Origin of the sequence: Streptomyces sp. NPDC087300, from assembly GCF_044744425.1 — a bacterium.
GTDB lineage: Bacteria > Actinomycetota > Actinomycetes > Streptomycetales > Streptomycetaceae > Streptomyces.
The window spans coordinates 531,009-549,483 of record NZ_JBIUYI010000003.1 but is presented as its reverse complement, the minus strand read 5'-3'; the positions used below and the strand labels follow the sequence as shown (position 1 = coordinate 549,483).

At 71.5% G+C, this 18,475-nt stretch carries 16 protein-coding genes; 11 read left to right on the top strand and 5 right to left on the bottom strand.

The annotated features are described in order from the left end of the window. Positions 1-55: 55 nt before the first annotated feature. Both ACIO9J_RS13280 and ACIO9J_RS13275 read right to left on the bottom strand, forming a co-directional pair. Positions 56-1,087 (bottom strand): zinc-binding dehydrogenase, encoded by a 1,032-nt coding sequence (locus ACIO9J_RS13280; RefSeq protein WP_401997148.1) that lies wholly within the window; start codon positions 1,085-1,087, stop codon positions 56-58. 78 nt (positions 1,088-1,165) lie between these two features. Beyond that, positions 1,166-2,431 carry a ParB/RepB/Spo0J family partition protein gene (locus ACIO9J_RS13275; protein WP_401997145.1) on the bottom strand — a complete coding sequence of 422 codons (1,266 nt, stop codon included), beginning with the start codon at positions 2,429-2,431 and terminating at the stop codon, positions 1,166-1,168. 623 nt (positions 2,432-3,054) lie between these two features. On the opposite strand from ACIO9J_RS13275, the gene ACIO9J_RS13270 reads away from it, so the two are divergent. The 3 genes from ACIO9J_RS13270 (at position 3,055) to ACIO9J_RS13260 (ending at position 5,431) form a co-directional block, all read left to right on the top strand. Continuing rightward, positions 3,055-3,537: a hypothetical protein gene (locus ACIO9J_RS13270; protein ID WP_401997143.1), complete on the top strand. Its 483-nt coding sequence runs from the start codon at positions 3,055-3,057 to the stop codon at positions 3,535-3,537. Between the two features lie 186 nt (positions 3,538-3,723). Further along, the gene (locus tag ACIO9J_RS13265) at positions 3,724-4,275 is read left to right on the top strand and encodes a hypothetical protein (RefSeq protein ID WP_401997140.1); all 552 of its coding nucleotides are present in this window, start codon (positions 3,724-3,726) and stop codon (positions 4,273-4,275) included. 1 nt (position 4,276) lies between these two features. After that, entirely contained in the window at positions 4,277-5,431 is a 1,155-nt protein-coding gene (locus ACIO9J_RS13260; protein WP_401997138.1) for an MAB_1171c family putative transporter, read from the top strand. Between the two features lie 58 nt (positions 5,432-5,489). Here ACIO9J_RS13260 and aac(6') read toward each other — a convergent pair whose 3' ends face one another. After that, a complete protein-coding gene (aac(6'), locus tag ACIO9J_RS13255) occupies positions 5,490-5,963 on the bottom strand; it encodes an aminoglycoside 6'-N-acetyltransferase (protein ID WP_401997135.1) in 474 nt (157 codons plus the stop codon). A gap of 158 nt (positions 5,964-6,121) precedes the next feature. Between aac(6') and ACIO9J_RS13250 the strand changes: the two genes are divergently transcribed. From ACIO9J_RS13250 to ACIO9J_RS13220, 7 genes are all read left to right on the top strand, one after another. Beyond that, positions 6,122-6,310 (top strand): antitoxin, encoded by a 189-nt coding sequence (locus ACIO9J_RS13250; RefSeq protein ID WP_401997133.1) that lies wholly within the window; start codon positions 6,122-6,124, stop codon positions 6,308-6,310. A gap of 174 nt (positions 6,311-6,484) precedes the next feature. Beyond that, on the top strand, positions 6,485-7,732 hold the full coding sequence (locus tag ACIO9J_RS13245; protein WP_401997130.1) for an SLC13 family permease: 1,248 nt from the start codon (positions 6,485-6,487) through the stop codon (positions 7,730-7,732). Positions 7,733-7,829: 97 nt separating this feature from the next. Further along, complete coding sequence (locus tag ACIO9J_RS13240) at positions 7,830-8,273, top strand: SRPBCC family protein (RefSeq protein ID WP_401997127.1); 444 nt, start codon at positions 7,830-7,832, stop codon at positions 8,271-8,273. Positions 8,274-8,486: 213 nt separating this feature from the next. Beyond that, positions 8,487-10,925: an MFS transporter gene (locus tag ACIO9J_RS13235; RefSeq protein ID WP_401997124.1), complete on the top strand. Its 2,439-nt coding sequence runs from the start codon at positions 8,487-8,489 to the stop codon at positions 10,923-10,925. Positions 10,926-11,068: 143 nt separating this feature from the next. Beyond that, complete coding sequence (locus ACIO9J_RS13230; RefSeq protein WP_401997121.1) at positions 11,069-13,546, top strand: SpoIIE family protein phosphatase; 2,478 nt, start codon at positions 11,069-11,071, stop codon at positions 13,544-13,546. A gap of 133 nt (positions 13,547-13,679) precedes the next feature. Continuing rightward, positions 13,680-14,405, top strand: coding sequence for a class I SAM-dependent methyltransferase (locus tag ACIO9J_RS13225; RefSeq protein WP_401997118.1), 726 nt, complete (start codon positions 13,680-13,682; stop codon positions 14,403-14,405). Positions 14,406-14,503: 98 nt separating this feature from the next. Then, the gene (locus ACIO9J_RS13220) at positions 14,504-14,932 is read left to right on the top strand and encodes a YybH family protein (RefSeq protein ID WP_401997115.1); all 429 of its coding nucleotides are present in this window, start codon (positions 14,504-14,506) and stop codon (positions 14,930-14,932) included. Between the two features lie 91 nt (positions 14,933-15,023). On the opposite strand, the gene nadE is transcribed toward ACIO9J_RS13220, so the two are convergent. Further along, positions 15,024-15,860 (bottom strand): ammonia-dependent NAD(+) synthetase, encoded by an 837-nt coding sequence (gene nadE / locus ACIO9J_RS13215; RefSeq protein ID WP_401997113.1) that lies wholly within the window; start codon positions 15,858-15,860, stop codon positions 15,024-15,026. 261 nt (positions 15,861-16,121) lie between these two features. Here nadE and ACIO9J_RS13210 point away from each other — a divergent pair, with 261 nt between their 5' ends. Next, on the top strand, positions 16,122-17,195 hold the full coding sequence (locus ACIO9J_RS13210; RefSeq protein ID WP_401997110.1) for a methyltransferase: 1,074 nt from the start codon (positions 16,122-16,124) through the stop codon (positions 17,193-17,195). Positions 17,196-17,226: 31 nt separating this feature from the next. Here ACIO9J_RS13210 and mmsB read toward each other — a convergent pair whose 3' ends face one another. After that, the gene (mmsB, locus tag ACIO9J_RS13205; RefSeq protein WP_401997108.1) at positions 17,227-18,468 is read right to left on the bottom strand and encodes a multiple monosaccharide ABC transporter permease; all 1,242 of its coding nucleotides are present in this window, start codon (positions 18,466-18,468) and stop codon (positions 17,227-17,229) included. Positions 18,469-18,475 lie beyond the last annotated feature (7 nt).

The window sequence follows — 18,475 nt, the reverse complement described above, 5'->3', positions numbered from 1 at the left end:
GGTGCGGCGGTGGCGGCGGAGCAGAGCGTTTCCGTACGGGACGCGCGCGTGGGCCCTAGTCGCGCAGGTTGAAGAAGGAGCGCACGTTGCCGTCGGTGCGGGACAGCGCCAGGTCGATGGCGGTGGCGTAGTCGGCGAGGCCGAACTCGTGGCTGAGCAGCGGCTCGACCGCGATGTCCGTGCCCTTGGCGAGCAGTTCGACGGCGTCGTCGAAGCGGCCGCCGGGGCCCAGCGAGCCGCGCAGGGTGAGCGCCTTCACCGCGATGTGCTGCGGGGACATCGGCCCCGTCTCCTCCACCCGGTAGCCGATCAGACCGACCCGGCCGCCCGGCCTGACCACCTCGATGGCCTCCTGGAGCGCGGCCGGATAGCCGGACGCCTCAAGGACCACGTCGGGCGTGAGCTCGGGGCGCCGGGCGACGAGTTCGGCCAGCTGGCCCGGCGCCGCGGAGCACAGCTCGGTGGCGCCCAACTGCCCGGCGACCGCCCGTCGTTCGGCGACGGGCTCGGACACCACCGTCACCTCGCCGCCGAGGTACTTGGCGACCTGCATGAGCATGAGGCCGATGCCGCCCGCTCCCATGACGGCGACCCGGTCCCCGGGGTTCACCCCCGCCGTGCTCACCGCGTTGAGCGCCACCGCGAGGGGTTCCACCTGGCAGGCGGCCCGCAGCGGCAGCGCGTCCGGCAGCGGCCGGAGGTTGTCGACCGGGATCGTCATGTACTCGGCGCAGGCGCCGTCCTTGGTGAAGCCGAGCTCCTGGAGGTTCTCGCAGAGCACGGGGGTGCCGCGCCCGCAGGCCGCGCAGCTCCCGCAGGCGCAGGTCAGATCGCCCACCACGTTCCTGCCGACCAGCGACTGGTCGTGGCCGTTGGCGCCGTTGATCTCGACGACGGTGCCGCTCCACTCGTGGCCGGGCACGACGGGGTAGCCGAAGCCGTGCCAGACCCCGCGGTAGAGCGAGAGGTCACTGCCACAGATGGAGTTGTACGCGATGTGCACGAGGGCTTCGCCGGGCCGTGGGGTGGGAACGTCGCGCTGCTCGAAGGTCGCCTTCTCGGGACTGTGGAACACGAGTGCCTTCACGGTGTCTGCTCCTCTGTACGGGTGCCCCGGTGTGGGCGGGGCACGAGGGGTGATCGGGAGACGCCTTCTCTCAGCGGGTCACACGTCGGCCCTGCCGCGCCGGTCGAGCGACTCGGCAAGACGCAGCCAGCCCTGCGCGCAACTGCGGGCCAGGGCAGCCACGGCGGCGGCCCGGTGCGGCGGCACGCAGCGGACGAACCGCGCGGCCCCCTGATCGCTGAGCACGGCGGAGCCGAGCCAGTGCAGCAGGATCCGGCCGTCCTCCGTGAACCGCAGCGAGGGGTCCTTACGCAGCCGGCCGAGCAGGTCGGAGGGGACGGGGGCGCGGGCGGGGCCGCGGGGGGAACGGGGGAGGGGCGGGTCGGTCGAGGGGGCGGCGGCTGCGTTTGCCGGGGCGGGTGTGCGAGTGGTGCTTGTCGCGTCTGCTGCGCCGGGCGTGCGTGCCGCGCCGGCCGAATCCGCCGCGCCGACCGCTTGGGCCGCGCCAGCCGCGCGTACGCGTACCGCACCAGCCGTGCCTGCCCCGCCGGTTACGCCCGTCGCACGTGTCGCGTCTGTCGTATCCGCGGTGTCCGGCGCGCCCTGTGGGGCTGTCGCAACTGCCGTATCCGCGGTGCCCGGTGTGCCGTCCGCGCCTGCTGTGCCCGCCGTATCCACCGTGCCGCCCGCGCCCGCCGCGCTGTGCGGCGCGGCAGGTACCGGCTTCGGCCTCGGCTTCGGCTTGCACAGCGCGGGAGGCAGCAGATCGTTGCCCGCCCGCAGTCGCGCCCGTACGTCATGGGCCGTGCTCAGGGAGATCCCCGCGGCCTTGGCCACCGTACGCAGGGACGCCTGCGGCTGTTCGGCGAGGAACTGCCCGGCCAGCTCGCGCCGTTGGGCGATGTCCTGGGGGCGGATGCGGCCGTCCATGCCGAGCCGCGCGTTCGACTGCGCGGTCCGTACGGTCGAACGCTTGCGGACACCGCCCACGGTGCTGGCGGCCAGGCCGGTGACGCGGGCGATGCGGCGGTCCGACCAGTGCGGATGGGAGGCGATGATCCGCGCCGCGGCCCTGCTGCGGTCGGCAGCGGAGAGCGCGAGCCCCTGGGCGTTGTTGAGGGCGACGGAGAGCACGAAGGCATCGGCCTCGCCGCCGTCGAAGAACCGCACCCGCACCTCCGTCTCCCCACGGGCACGCGCGGCCAGCAGCCGGTGCGTCCCGTCGATCACCCGCAGGGTGGGGCGGTGCACCACGATGGGCGGCAGCGGGCCCTCGATCAGGGCGAGCGCCTCGACATGCCGGTCGTCCACGCCTGCGACGCGGGGGGACACCGCCGGCAGCAGCAGATCGAGAGGTACGCGCACCGAACTCCGGTGAAAGAGTTCGGACTTGCTTTCCGGGGGAAGCGGAACGGCCTGGATATCACTCTCGCGCACCGTGGTGGGAGCGCTACCGTGAACCTGCTCTGCCAAGGCTGGGCCCTTCTCTGTGAGGAGCCGAAATCCATCGCGGCGTTGCCCGTCAGTGGTGTCACCGCAGCGGGTTCCTGACGGAGTTCATCTTTGGCGGTGTTCTGCGGCCCGCCTTATCGGCGCAGCCGAAGGCGGCACGAATGAACGGTGAAGTGACTGCCGGAGCGATAGGGAGCGGGGGAGGACGAAGCCTGTTGGTCCGGGTCGGTCGGCCCGGCGGCGTGCAGGCTCTCGTCTGGCGCGCTGCTACGGCCGAACGTGTCACGCGGACCATCACGGCGGCATCCGCCGTGCGCCGCGCCGGGCGGACCCGGCCGTTCGACCTGGACAGACAGTAGCCAGCTGATGATTGACCGTCAACTTGTCCGCTGTTGCGAACAGTTGAACAGACCTGGTCACGGCGTGGCCGGATTCTCACCGGCCCCGTGGTCCCCTGCTTGGCGAAGGCGTACCGTGTCAGCCGTCCACTTCGGCGAAGGTCTCACCCTTCGGTCTGGACAAGGGGAGGGTGACGCATGAGGGACGGTAATACGGGGCGTTCCGAAAGCGGCAGGCTGCTGCTGGATAAACTCGACCAGCGCATCAAAGACCTTATTTGCGCCATCTATCCGGACAAGGACAGCCGCCCCGGTTACGCGCGGCTCGCCCGGGAAATAAGAGAAAGTACCGGCGGGACCATCTCCGGAACGTACCTATGGGAATTGGTCACCGGAAAGAAGCGCAACATAACTCTGGAGCAACTCGGCGTACTCGCGGAGTACTTCGGGGTTCCGCCGGAGTACTTCCTCAATGACGAGGTATCCGAACGGGTAAATGCCCAACTCGCCCTCGCAACGGCTCTCAGGGACAACCGGATCCGCAATCTCGCGCTCAGGGCGGAAGGCCTTTCGCCGTCCACCCTCGACGCGCTGCTGGTCATGGTGAACGAGGCTCGGAAGATCCAGAACCTGCCCCAACCGGCTGACGACGACAGGCACGATCCCCAGCGCACGGAGTGAAACGAGCGTAGGCGCGCCGCCTCCCGCCTCGGTGCGGAGGACAGGTGGACGGGGAGTTGTGCCGCGTATGTCGCCGGAATCCCATCGGCACCCCGCATCACCCTGTCCTCGCGATCGGGAGGGTCAATGCATGTCCTCAGCTCCAGCTACTACCGATGCCCCGCTCCAGGTCAACGGAAAGAGCATATGTCATACATATATGTGAAACTCCGGCAGCGGTGCCAGGCGATCGTGGACGGACTCAGCCTGCCGCATCCCTTCACCGTTGAATCCTTCTGTACGCGCCTTGCGGCTCAGCGTCAGCGTTCACTTCATCTGCACCCCTTACCGCGCCAGGCGGCCAAAGCGGGTGCGTGCGGATTATGGCTGGCCACGGACGTCGACGACCACATCTTCTTCGAGCAGCGCACGGCCCGGCTGCATCAGGACCACATCATCCTGCACGAGGTCGGGCATATGCTCTTCGGCCATCAATCGCTCGAACTGGGCGACGACTTGGACGACTTGGGGGACGCGCCCCAGCTCTTCGGTGACCTCAGCCCGCAGCTGATCCGGCGCCTGCTCGCCCGCACCGACTACACGACTCGGCGCGAGCAGGAGGCCGAGATGCTGGCGAGCCTGATCCGCACCAGGGGCGAACAGCCCACCGGTGAACGGCGGGACGAGCGGCGGCCGGACGGCGTGCCGCACTACCTCGGCGAGGCGCTCGGCGTGGGGGCGACGACCCGTGGCGGCTGACATGACGCAGGTGGCGTCCGTGGCCCAGTACGTCAGCACGGCCGGCATGGGGGCGGTGGTCCTGCTGCGCGCCCCCGCGGCCGCCAGGAGTCCCGCCCAGCGCGGCCTGTGGCTGGCCGTGGCGACGGCCGCGGTCGCCATGGCGCTCCAACTGCCGGTCGTCATCAGGACCGCCCTCGACCTCACGGGCAGCCTGCACGAGGTGGGCCTGACCAGGAACCTCTTCGGGGTCCTGTCGGCGGGCTGCGTCCTGTACTTCGTCACGGGGGCGGCCAGGCACCGCTGGTGGCACCGGGGGCTGATCTCCTCGGTGGCGCTGGTCGTGCTCGTCCTGGTCCTGCTCGACACGGCGCGGGAGCAGCACGCCCACCCGGGCGGGCCGACGTCCGTCAGTACGTACTGGGCCATCCTGATGGGCAGTCACATCGTGGCCAACGTGGTGTGCGTGCACGTGTGTCTGCGGCAGGGCAGCCGTTCGTCGAGTCCCTCCCTGCGGCTCAGCCTGTGGGTGTTCGGGGCGGGCACGGCGCTCGTCGGTGCCTATTGGTGCGTGGCGCTGGGCCGGCTGGTCGTCGGCGGCCCGCCCGTACGGCATCTGTCCCTGTTGATGAGCCTGCACGGCATCCTGCGCGCGGCCGCCCTGCTGGTGCCCATGTGGGGCGCGATGCGACGGCTGCCCGCGCAGATCAGGACCCTGTGGGTGCTGTGGCCCCTGTGGCGGACCCTGGTGCAGGCGGTGCCGCACGTGGCGCTGCACCGGCGGCGCTCCCGGATCGCCGAAGTGGTGTGGCCGCGCGCCCCGCGCCGGCTGGTCGTCTACCGCAGGCTGATCGAGATACGGGACGCGATCCTCTCCCTGCACGGGTACGTCCATCCCGCGCTGCCGCAGCTGGCCAAGGACCGGGTGGAACAGCTGGGCCTGCGCGGGAGCTCCGCCGAAGCGATGGTGCTGGCCTGTCTCCTGCACGAGGCCCTGCGGGCCCAGCGGATGGGGGCGGCCAAGGACTTCGACGCGGTCATCCCGCACGACTGGGACAGCGTGAACATCTCCAGTGAAGAATCGTTTCTCCTGGAACTGGCACGCGCATTCCGTACGCCGGTCGCCGCCTCGCTCGACGGCCGGACGGACGGCCTCGCGCAGATCGGCGACGGATGAGGCCCGTGCGCGCGGGCGCGCACGGGCGAGCGACGGTCGGAAGGTCAGGGGGCGTGCGTCAGATCAGCTCGTCGGCGAGCAGGTCCATCAGCAGGGCGTCCTGCCAGGCGCCGGTCGTGTGGTCACGCGCGTACGCGCGCATGACGCCGACCGGCTTGAACCCCACCTTGCTGTAGCTGCGGACCGCGCCCGCGTTCGCCACCGCCGGGTCGATGGTGATCCGGTGGTGCCCCCGCTCCTCGATCAGCCAGCGCGACACGGTGCGCACCGTGTCCGTGCCGAGGCCCTGGCCGTGCCGGCTCGCCGTGAGGAAGATGTCGATCCCGGCGTGCCGGAACTCCGGGTCTTCCTCCTCCTCGTACTGCACCGCCCCGATGACCTCGCCGTCGAGGGTGATGGCGAGCATCTCCTCGTAGTCGTCGGGGGTGGACCACCAGGCGGCCACCTCGGGCTCTCTGACGATCTTGTCGAGCTTCTTCACGTCGCTGTCAAGTACGGGCCGCAGTAATACTTTTTCACCGTTCAGTTCCACTCCTGCATTGTGCCCGAGGGCGCCGTGCGAAGGGGACCCATTAATTAGAACGGTCGTTCCTCGCGGGGCGCGGGCGGGACCGCCGTGGCGCCTGCGGATGCAGCAGCTCGCGGGAGCCCGCATGCTGATGGTGACGGCTAGAACCAAGGAGGCCGACCATGTCCGTGATGGACAAGCTCAAGCAGATGCTCAAGGGCCACGAGGACCAGGCGGGCCAGGGCATCGACAAGGCCGGCGACTTCGTCGACGACAAGACCCAGGGCAAGTACAGCAGCCAGGTCGACACGGCCCAGGACAAGCTCAAGGACCAGCTGGGCAGGGACCAGGACCAGCCGCCCCAGTCGTGACGCGGGGCCGTTAGAGCGGGCATAGGGGGCGGCGGCGTGCCGAACGCCGCCGCCCCGCTGTCCGTCGCCCCCGCCCCCGCCCGTGCCCTTCGCGGGCGGCCGCGCCCGCGTCCGCCCCCATGGCGCCCCGGCCCGCCGTAGGACCGGCGCGCCGTGCGATGGATGATCGGACCCATGCTCGTCGAGTCCCTGTCCGTCGCCGCCCTCGCCGTGGTCCTGGTCTGCGCCGTGGTCCGCCCCTTCCGCTGGCCGGAGGCGGCCTTCGCCGTACCGGCCGCCGGGCTCGTCGTCGCGACCGGCGCGATCCCGCTCGACCACGTGCGCCAGGAGGCCGAGCGGCTCGGACCGGTCATCGGCTTCCTCGCGGGCGTCCTCGTCCTCGCCAAGCTCTGCGCCGACGAAGGGCTCTTCCACGCCTGCGGGACCTGGATGGCGCGCTGGGCGGCGCGCCGCCCCCGACGGCTCCTGACCGCCGTCTTCGGGCTCGCCTCCGTGATCACCGCGGCGCTGAGCCTGGACGCCACGGTGGTCCTGCTGACCCCGGTGGTCTTCGCCACGGCCGCGCGCATGGGCGTGCCGCCCAAACCGCACGTCTACGCGAGCGCCCATCTGTCCAACACCGCCTCGCTGCTGCTGCCCGTGTCGAACCTGACGAACCTGCTCGCGTTCACCGCGACCGGGCTGAGCTTCACGCGCTTCGCGCTGCTCATGACGCTGCCCTGGATCGTCGCCATCGCCGTCGAGTACGCCGTGTTCCGGCGCTTCTTCGCCGCCGACCTCGACGCCCCGGCCGACGGCGGCGACCCGGCGGAACCGCCCGAGATGCCGCTCTTCGCGCTGGTCACCGTGGTCGCCACGCTCGCCGGGTTCGCCGTCGCCTCGGCCGTGGGCGTCGACCCGGCCTGGGCCGCGGCGGCCGGTGCCGCGGTCCTCGGCGTACGGGCCCTGGTGCGGGGCCGTACGACTCCGGTGGCGATCCTGCGCTCGGCCTCGCTGCCCTTCCTGGCCTTCGTCCTCGCGCTCGGCGTCGTCGTCAGGGCCGTCGTCGACAACGGACTCGGCGACGCGCTCGGCCACGTCCTGCCCGACGGCAGCGCGCTGCCCGCCCTGCTCGGCACCGCGGCCGTCGCCGCGCTGCTCGCCAACCTGATCAACAACCTGCCCGCGGTCCTCGCCCTGGTGCCGCTGGCCGCGCCGTCCGGTCCCGGCGCCGTCCTCGCCGTACTGATCGGCGTGAACATCGGCCCCAACCTCACCTACGCGGGCTCCCTCGCCACCCTCCTGTGGCGGCGCATCGCGCATCAGCACGAACACGACGTCGACCTCAGGGAGTTCACCCGCCTCGGCCTTCTCACCACCCCCGCGGCCCTCCTCCTTTCGACCCTCGCCCTCTGGGGCTCCCTGCGGCTGCTGCCGGTCTGAGCGCGCCCCCGACCAGGGACCCGATTTGGGACGCCGGTGGGCAGGGTGGTTGGCTTTCCGCGAACCCCCCGATAAACCAAGTGCTGGAGGAAGTGCAATGGCGCAGGTCGAGGCGACCACGGAGCGGACCATCGCGGCACAGCCCGACGATGTCTTCGACGCACTGGCCGACTACAACGGCACGCGCGGGAAGATCCTCTCGGACCACTTCAGCGAGTACGAGGTGCGCGAGGGCGGTGACGGCGAGGGCACCCTCGTGCACTGGAAGCTGCAGGCCACCAGCAAGCGCATCAGGGACTGCCTCCTCGAGGTCAGCGAGCCGAACGACGGCGAACTGGTCGAGAAGGACCGCAACTCCTCGATGGTCACCACCTGGACCGTGACCCCGGCGGGCGAGGGCAGGTCCCGCGTGGTCGTCTCCACCGTGTGGAACGGCGCGGGCGGCATCGGCGGTTTCTTCGAGAAGACGTTCGCGCCCAAGGGCCTCGCGCGGATCTACGACGCCGTGCTCGACAAGCTCGCCGCCGAGGTCGAGAAGTAGCCCCAACTCCCGCGTAACCCATCAGGGTTGTTTGCACGCTCACCGTTTCGAGTGGTTTTCGTTCCGGCCCCGTTGTACGCCGTAGGGCTCCGACCGGCGGATACGTCCGTCCGGGCGGCCGGAGACCGCGGAAAGGGCGACTCGTCGCGCTTGCTCACAGTTGTCGCGTAATGCGAGAAATGGGCGGCGCAAGCGCGACGAGGGGAGCAGTACGTGGGCGGGACGACGCTGGTGAAGGCCGTCGAGCAGGACGGCACGGAGGCCGTCGAGGCGGCCGACGCACCACCCGAGGAGGGCGCGGCACAGGCGCCGCACCCGCCCCCGGCCCGGATCTCCGCGACGGACGGGCTCAGCCCCCGCCGCGTCCGGATGGTCTTCGTCGGGCTGATGCTCGCGCTGCTGCTGGCCGCGCTGGAGCAGATGATCGTCGCCACCGCGCTCCCGAAGATCGTCGGTGAGCTGCACGGCCTGGACAAGATGTCCTGGGCGATCACCGCCTACCTGCTGACCTCGACGATCGGCCTGCCGATCTACGGCAAGCTCGGCGACCTCTTCGGCCGCAAGGGCGTCTTCCAGTTCGCGATCGTCCTCTTCGTCATCGGCTCCGCGCTGGCGGGCTGGTCGCGGACCATGGACGAACTCATCGCGTTCCGCGCCCTCCAGGGCGCCGGCGCCGGCGGCCTCATGATCGGCGTACAGGCGATCATCGCCGACATCGTGCCGCCCCGGCAGCGCGGCCGCTACATGGGCCTGATCGGCGCCGCCTTCGGCCTCGCCTCGGTCGCCGGACCACTGCTCGGCGGCTTCTTCACCGACCACGCGTCCTGGCGCTGGTGCTTCTACTTCAACGTGCCCTTCGGCCTGGTCACGCTCGTCGTCGTCAGCCTGGTCCTGAAGCTGCCCAAGCCCGCGGCCAGGGGCAGGCTCGACGTCGTCGGCGCGCTGCTGCTCGCCGCCGCCTCCACCTGCCTGGTGCTGCTGACCAGTTGGGGCGGGACCGAGTACGCCTGGGGCGACCGCGTCATCCTGGGGCTCGGCGCCGGGGCCGTCGTGTCGACCCTGCTCTTCCTCGTCGCCGAGCGCTTCGCCGCGGAACCGATCATCCCGCTGCGCCTGTTCCGTGATCCGGTCTTCAACATCACCGGTCTTGTAGGCATGGTCGTCGGGATCGCCCTCTTCGGAGCGGCCAGTTATCTGCCGACGTTCCTACAGATGGTCGACGGGGCGAGCGCCACCGAGTCCGGCCTCCTGATGCTGCCGATGATGGGCGGCATCGTCGGCGCCTCGATCATCTCCGGACAGCTGATCAGCCACACCGGGCGCTACAAGATCTACCCGGTGCTCGGCGGCGCCCTCTCCGTGGTCGGCATGTGGCTGCTCTCGCGCCTCGAAGTCGACACGCCCCGGCTGGAGTACAGCATCTGGATGGCCGTGCTCGGCGCCGGTATCGGCATGGTCATGCCGGTCCTGGTCCTCGCCGTGCAGAACGCGGTGGGGCCCGCCGACCTCGGCACCGCCACCAGCGCCAACAACTACTTCCGGCAGATCGGCGGCAGCGTCGGCGCCGCCGTCTTCGGCACGCTCTTCGCCAACCGGCTCGCCGACGCGCTCGCCGACCGCATCCCCGCGGACGCCGGAGCGGCCCTGCCCGACGCCGAGTCCATCACCCCGCAGCTCGTCCACACGCTGCCCGCGCCGCTGCGCGACGGCTACATCCAGGCCTACGCCGACGCGATGCCGCGGATCTTCCTCTACCTGGTGCCGGTGCTCGTCCTCGGCATGCTGATCGCCTTCTTCCTCAAGGAGACCCCCCTGTTGTCCAGCGCAGCTTCCCAGAACGCGGCCGCCGCGGAGCCCGTGCCCATTCCCCAGGCCCGTACGACGGCGTACACCGCGGGGGTCCCGGTGTGCGGCACCGTGCAGCACCCCGACGGCACCGTGGTACCCCGCGCGGCCCTCACCCTCATCGACGTCGCCGGGCAGCAGATCGGCCGCGGCGCGAGCGGCGAGGACGGCCGGTACGCCCTGTCGACGCCAGGATCGGGATCGTTCGTGCTGATCGCGGCCGCGGGCGGGCACCAGCCGCAGGCCGTCACCGTCACGGTCGGCGAGCGTCCCGTAGAGCTCGACGTGGTCCTCGGCGGCGCGGGCCGCCTCGCGGGCACCGTCGTCACCGCCGACGGGACGCCCGTCAGGGACGCCGCCGTCACCCTCACCGACGTCCGCGGCGAGGTCGTCGCCACCACCCGCAGCGGCCGCGAGGGCAGCTATGTGATCACGGAGCTGGTGGCGGGCGAGTACACCCTCGCGGCGAGCGCCCCCGCCTTCCGGCCCGCCGCGCTGCCCGTCTCCGTGCAGGCGTCCAGGGAGACCCGCCAGGACGTGGAACTCGCGGGCGGCGCCGTGCTCCGGGGCACCGTGCGAGCCAGCGGCGGGCGGCCCGTGGAGGACGCCCGCGTGACGCTGCTCGACGCGGCGGGCAACGTCGTCGACACCCTGACCACGGGAGCGGACGGCACGTTCCGCTTCGTCGACCTGTCGTCCGGCGAGTACACCGTCATCGCCGCGGGTTACCCGCCGGTCGCCACCGTTCTCCAGGTCGCGGGCGGCGGCCGCACCGAGCGCGACCTCCAGCTGGGCCACGAGGACTGAGCGCGGGACGGGCCGCGGGGGGCGTGCGCCGGAGGTCCCGCCCGCGGCCAATTCCCGTATTGCGCCGCACGACAACCTGCCCCGGTCGTACGGTGGTTGGTGGCGGCTCAGATCTTGCGCTGTCGCGGGAAGGGGCAAGGGCCATGGAACAAGGCACTCCGGGCAGTGGGCCTGTGGCGCGGCGTGCCCTGGCCGGGCGCATTCCGCTCGCCGTGGTCGTCGTCGACGGCAGCGGTCTCGTCTCCCACTGGAGCACCGGCGCGCGACGCCTGTTCGGGTACGCGAAGGAAGCGGCCGTGGGACGCCCCGTGGGCGACCTGCTCCCCGTGCACGGCGCGATCCCCGACGACACCGCGTTCGGGGCGTACGACGGACTCGGCCCCGACCTGGAGAGCTCCCTCGACGGACGCATCTCCTACCCGGCGGCGGGACGCGCCCGCCTCAGCGAGCCGGGCGGCGATCCCGGCGATCACCGCCTCGACGTCCTGTGGTGGGCGTATCCGCTGGTGGGCCCGGGGCCCGAGCGGCTACTCGTGCTCGCGGCCGACGCCGCCGCGCTGGCCGACGCCCATCGGACGGACAGCGGGGACGAGCAGGAGGAAGAGGCGCAGGAGGGGGCCGCCGCGCCCTTCAGGCACTGGGGGAGCATCGCGCCGGGGTTCGCGCTGCACACGGACTTCCCCGGCGCCGACCAGCTCGCGGACCGGCTGCCCGAGATCCTGCCCAGCATGAGCGTCGGCGAGAGCTCCCGCATCGTCGCGCAGGTGCTCGAACTGGGCTATCCGGTCCTTGAGTTCAGCCAGCACGACCGGGTGCCCGTCACGCCCGACTGGGGCGTGGCCCGGCGCGCCGAGCGCAAGGAGCGCAGGGAGCGGGCCGAGCGGGCCGCCGCGCACGGACTGCCGGTCGCCGACGTGCTGGACGACGAGGGCGAGGACCTGGAGTACGCCGCGGTGCGCGAGCACCTGGAGTTCCTCAACGAGGTGAGCGGACGCATCGGCTCCTCGCTCGACCTGTCGCGGACGATCGTCGAGGTCAGCAAGGCCGTCGTGCCGCGCTTCACGGACGTCGCGGGCACCTATCTGCGCGAACAGGTCATCGCGGGCGAGGGATTCCCCGAGGGCCCGCCCGACGAGACCACGATGTGGCACCGGGTCGCCGTGGAGCACACCGACGAGCCGGGCCGCTGGGACGACGTGGTGCCGGTCGGCGAGTCCATGCCGTTTCCCGCGCACACGCCGTTCTTCCAGTGCATGACCTCCGGGGACCCGGTGCTCGTGCCGCGCATCACCGAGGAGATGGGCAACGCCATCGCCTCCCAGTTCGAGAAGCGTGACATCCGCCCGCTGATCAACCACCGCTCGATGCTCCTCGTACCGCTCAAGGCGCGCAACGTGGTGCTCGGCTTCATGATCCTGCTGCGCCACCGGGAGCGGCCCGTCTTCAACGACATGGACCGCGTCACCGGCGCCGAACTGGCCGCCCGCGCGGGCCTCGTGCTCGACAACGCCCGCATGTACACCTACCAGGAGAGCGTCGCCGACACCCTCCAGGACAGCATGCTGCCGCACATCCAGCCCCGCATGCCCGGCGGCGACATCGCCACCCGCTATCTGCCGGGCACGCTGCTCGGCCGGGTCGGCGGCGACTGGTTCGACTCCGTGAAGCTGCCGGGGTCGCGGACCGCGCTCGTCGTCGGCGACGTGATGGGCCACGGCCTGAACTCGGCGGCGATGATGGGCCAGTTGCGTACCGCCGTACAGACCATGGCCGCCCTTGACCTGCCGCCCGAGCAGCTCCTGCGCAACCTCGACGACCTCGCCCAGCGGCTCGGCGAGCACTACCTGGCGACCTGCCTCTACGCGGTCTACGACCCCATCGCGGGCGAGCTGAGCCTCGCCAACGCCGGGCACATCCCGCCCGTCCTGGTGCGCGCGGAGGACGGCCGCAGCGAGCTGCTCGACCTGCCGACGGGCGCGCCCATCGGCGTCGGCGGCGTGCCGTTCGAGTCCGTACGCGTCCGGGTCGCGCCCGGCGACCGGCTGCTGATGTGCACGGACGGGCTCGTCGAGGTCCGCGGCGAGGACATCGGCGTCGGCCTCGCCACGCTCACCGAGTCCGCCGCGCACCCCGCCGCCTCCATGGACGACGCCTGCGACACGATCATCCGGGCGCTCAACACACGCGGCGGCCGCAAGGACGACGTGGCGCTCCTGATGGCCCGGCTCAACGGCATCGCCGCCCAGGACGTCGCGCACTGGCGGTTGACGGCCGACCCCGCCGAGGTGGGCAGGGCCCGCGCGCTGGTCCGCGCCCAGCTGCGGGACTGGTCCCTCGACGCGCTCGCCGACACCGCCGAGCTGCTCGTCAGCGAGCTCGTCAGCAATGTCGTGCGGCACTCCCGCAGCGAGCGACTCACCCTGCGTCTGGTGCGCTCCGCCGTGTTGATGTGCGAGGTCGAGGACGACGACCACACGCTGCCGACGCTTCTGAGCGCGGGCGGCGCCGACGAGTTCGGGCGCGGTCTGCGGGTGGTCAGCGCGCTCGCCAAGGAGTGGGGCACGAGCCGTACGAACGCGGGGAAGACCGTCTGGTTCGAACTGGCGCTGCCCCGGCGGTAGCGGCGCGTCCGGGGGCGCCCGGTCGAACGAGCGGTGAAGGATCGCGCCGGTGTCTTGTCCGCGTGCCCCGGAGCGCGGTAGACCGATCTCGCCGTCGGTAGGGCGGTTCTCGTCGCACCCTGGGGAGCTGGTCATGAGCGTCACGAGTAGGTACCGGGCCGCCTGGGAGTCGTTCTGGAGCGATGCGCCCGAGGGGCAGGGCGGCGTGTTCTGGGACGCCGAGCCCGCGCTCACCGCGGGAATCCATCTCGCCCTCCTCGAACCGCACCTGGTCGCCGCGGGGCTGCCCTTCATCGACCTGGGCTGCGGCAACGGCACGCAGACGCGGTTCATCGCCGACCGCTACCCGCGCGTCCTGGGCGTCGACCTCTCGGCCGCCGCGCTCGACCACGCCCGGCAGGAGGACCCGGCGGGGCAGGCGGACTTCCGCCAGCTCGACGTCGCCGAGCGGAGCGTCGCCGAGCAGCTGCACGCGGAACTGGGCGATGTGAACGTCTATATGCGCGGCGTGCTGCACCAGTGCGACGCGGACGACCGGCAGCCGCTGCTCGACGGCATCGCGCGCCTGGTGGGCGAGCGCGGCAGAGCCTTCGTCGTGGAACTCTCCGAGTCCGCGAAGCCCGTGCTGCTCGGCCTTGCGCAGGGCCCCGCGGGCCCGCCGCCGAAGCTGGCCCCCGTCTTCGCACACGGACTCGCCCCCGCCGAGGTCGTCGACGACGCGGTGCTGGGATACATCGAGGCCGCGGGCCTCACCGTCCTCGCCGAAGGCGAACTCCCGCTGAACACCACCGAGTTCGCGCCCGACGGCACCCGGATCGAACTGCCCTCGTGGTGGCGGGTGCTGGGCGGCGCGGAGTAGGAGGCGCTGCCCCTGTCGTCCGTTCCGGCCTCACATTCCGGGCCGCTGTCTCGTCGGACCACTGAGACGTACGACGGAATGACTGGACGGAGAGTGCGATGCCTGAGGACGAAGCCGAGGTCAGGGCCCTGCTGGAGAGCCGAGTCGACGCCGCGCGGGCGAAGGACGCCGACCGGCTCATGGCGCATTTCGCGCCCGACGTCGTCTACTTCGACGTCGTGCCGCCGATGCGGTTCACGGGGCACGAGGAGGTGCGCAAGAACTTCGTGCGGTGGTTCGAGGGGTACGAGGGGCCCATCGCCCTGGAGACCCGGGAACTCACCGTCGAGGTCGGCGCCGGCCTCGCGTTCGCGCACATGCTGCATCTGGACTCAGGGACCCGTACGAACGGGATGCGCAGCTCGATACTGGTCCGGTCGACCGTGTGCTGCCGGCGGGTGAGCGGGGCCTGGCTGATCACGCACGAGCACATCTCGCTGCCGATCGACCCGGAGACGCTGCGGGCCTGGCTGCCGGCGGAGGCGTGAGACGGGCGCGCGGCAGGCGGGAGGCAGGCGTGCGGCAGGTGGGTGGGCCGGGACGGTGTGTCCGTCCGGGCCCACCCACCGGAGCCGACGCTCAGGCCGGGGGCGCGATCGGCAGCTGGCGCTTGTGGTCGGTGAGCCGGTAGCGGCGGACGATCGACTCGAACGCGGTGTCGGAGACCGGCTTGCCCTCCAGGAAGTCGTCGATCTCGTCGTACGTCACGCCGAGCGCGTCCTCGTCCGGCTTGCCCGGGTCGAGGGTCTCCAGGTCCGCCGTCGGGACCTTCCACACCAGCTCGGCCGGGGCGCCGAGGACCTCCGCGACCGCCCGCACCCGGCGCTTGGTCAGACCGGTCAGCGGCACGACGTCGGCCGCGCCGTCCCCGAACTTCGTGAAGAAGCCGGACACCGCCTCGGCCGCGTGGTCGGTGCCGACGACCAGGCCGTCCTGGGCGCCCGCGACCGCGTACTGCGCGATCATCCGCTGCCTGGCCTTGATGTTGCCCTGCACGAAGTCCTGGTGGCGCTCGTCCTTGAAGGTCACCCCGCCGTCCAGCGCGGCATCCAGGGCGGCGTCGCTCGCGGCCTTCACGTCCACGGTCAGGACCTGGTCGGGGGCGATGAAGCCGAGCGCGAGCTGGGCGTCCTTCTCGTCGGCCTGGACGCCGTAGGGCAGCCGCATGGCGTAGAACGTCGCCTCGTGCCCGGCCGCGCGGGCCCGCTCCACCGCGAGCTGGCACAGCCGCCCCGCGGTCGTGGAGTCCACCCCGCCGCTGATGCCGAGCACCAGGGAGCGCAGCCCCGTCGAGGTCAGCCGCTCGGCGAGGAAGGCGACGCGGCGCTCGATCTCGCGCTCCGGGTCGAAGCTCGCGGACACCTGGAGATCCCGGGCGATCTCCTGCTGCAGTTCGGTGGACGCCGGGTCGGTCACGGCTGCTCCTCGTGGTCGGTCGCGGTGGTGAGGGCGCGACCCGCCGGCGAAGGGACGGCGGGACCCGCACCCCCGACTCTATGCGGACCGCGTACGGGACCGCGGGGCGGTCCGTGAGCCGGTCCGCGAGCTTCTCCGCGAGCCGGGTGGATCAAGGCCGATTGACGCCCCGTACCGGGCACCCGGAGAGTTAGGCTTGCCTAACTCGCACGGCGGTCCGTGTCGGCAGCCGCGCACGTCCGGAGCGGAAGGGGAACGACTGTGACGAACGGTGGAACCGGAGCGGCGGATGCCGGGGACGTGGCGGGGGAGCGGGACGCGGCGGACCCCAGGCAACTGGTCCAGCTCGTCTTCGGCAGCATGGCGGCGCAGACACTGCGTGCGGCCACGCGGATGCGGGTGGTCGAGCTGATCGGTGACAAGGAGCGGACCGCCGCCGAGGTCGCCGCCGAGGCCGCGGCCCGTCCCGAGGGCATGATCCGGCTGTTGCGCGCACTCGCGGGCCTCGGCGTGCTGGAGGAGCGCGCGGCGGGCACCTTCGCGGTGACGGCCACGGGCGCCCTGCTCGACTCCGGGCGCCCCGGCAACGTCGCGGCCCTGGTGCTCACGATGACCGACCCCACGATGCTGCGCGGCTGGGAGCACCTCGACGAGGCCGTACGGACGGGTGAGCCCGCCTTCGACACGGTCTTCGGCACGGACTTCTTCGGCCATCTCAAGGAACACCCCGAGGAATCCGTCCGGTTCAACGCGGCGATGAGCCAGAGCACCAGGGCGACGGCCGACACGCTGCCCCGCGCCTTCGACTTCGCCAGGTTCGGTACGGTCGCCGACGTCGGCGGTGGCGACGGCACCCTGCTCTCCGCCGTACTGATGGAGCACCCGGACCTCACGGGCATCATCTACGACACCGAGGAGGGCGTGGCCCAGGCCCCCGCGACGCTGGAGCGGAACGGGCTCACCGAGCGGTGTTCGCTGGTGGCAGGCGACTTCTTCCGCTCGGCCCCGCAGGGCGCCGACCTCTACCTCCTCAAGAGCATCGTGCACGACTGGTCCGACGACCGGGCGGTGGCCATCCTGAGCAACTGCCGCGCGGTGCTGCCGCCGGAGGGCCGGGTACTGCTCCTGGAGCACGTCCTGCCCGAGGCCGTCGACCCGGGGGCCCCGGGGTTCGCATATCTGAGCGATCTGAACATGCTCGTGAACCTGGGCGGCGGGGAACGCACCCGGGCCGAATTCGACGAGCTCTGCGGCAGGGCCGGGCTCTCCGTCGTGTCCGTGACGCCGCTGGGGGCGCCGAACCCGCTCTCGATGATCGAGGTGGCCGCCGCCTGACGGCGGCGGCCGGGGCCGGGGCGGCGCCGCGTCAGCGGCCCGCCTTCCGCTTGTTCCAGACGTCGAAGCCGACCGCGGCGAGCAGGACCAGGCCCTTGATGACCTGCTGGTAGTCCGTGCCGATGCCGACCAGCGACATGCCGTTGTTGAGGACGCCGAGGACGAGGCCGCCGATGACCGCGCCCAGCACCGTGCCGACGCCGCCGCTCATCGAGGCGCCGCCGATGAACGAGGCGGCGATCGCCTCCAGTTCGAAGTTGAGACCGGCCTGCGGGGTGCCCGCGTTCAGGCGTGCCGCGTACACGCAGCCCGCGAGCGCCGCGAGGACGCCCATGTTCACGAAGACCAGGAACGTGACCCGCTTGTCCTTGACGCCGGACAGCTTCGCCGCGGCCTTGTTGCCGCCGAGGGCGTACACATGGCGGCCGATGACGGCGTTGCGCATGACGTAGCCGAGCGCGATGAGCAGGCCGCACATGATGAGCATGACGACCGGCACGCCGTGGAAGCTGGCCAGCGTGAGGGTGAACGCCACCACGGCCGCGGTCATCGCCACGCACTTCGCCGCCCACAGGCCGGTCGGCAGTACCTCCAGTTCGTACGCCAACTGCCGCTTGCGGTCGCGCCATTCACGCAGCAGCAGGAAGGCGACGGCGAGCAGACCGAGGACGAGCGTCGGGTTGTGGTACTGGGTGTAGGGGCCCATCTCCGGGATGAAGCCCTTGGCGATGTTCTGGAACCCGTCGGGGAACGGCGCGAGCGACTGCCCTTCGAGGACGATCTGGGTGAGCCCCCGGAAGAGCAGCATCCCGGCCAGCGTCACGATGAACGAGGGGATGCCGACGTAGGCGATGAAGAAGCCCTGCCAGGCGCCGGCGACCGCGCCGATCAGGAGCGAGAGGACCAGGGCGAGCATCCAGGGCATGTCGTGCTTGACCATCATCACCGCCGACATGGCGCCGACGAAGGCGACCAGCGAGCCCACGGAGAGGTCGATGTGGCCCGCGATGATGACGATCATCATGCCGATGGCCAGGATGAGGATGTAGCCGTTCTGCTGGATCAGGTTGGAGACGTTGTTGGGGAGCAGTAGCGTGCCGTCGGTCCAGATCTGGAACAGCACGACGATGAACGCCAGGGCGACGAGCATCCCGTACTGGCGCATGTTGGCGCGCACGCTGTGCAGCAGCAGGGCGCCCGCCGTCCGCCCGGCGGGTGGCGGGGCGGCGGACGCGTCCCGGGAGGAGCCCGGGGGAGTGGTCGTGGTCGTCATCGCGGGC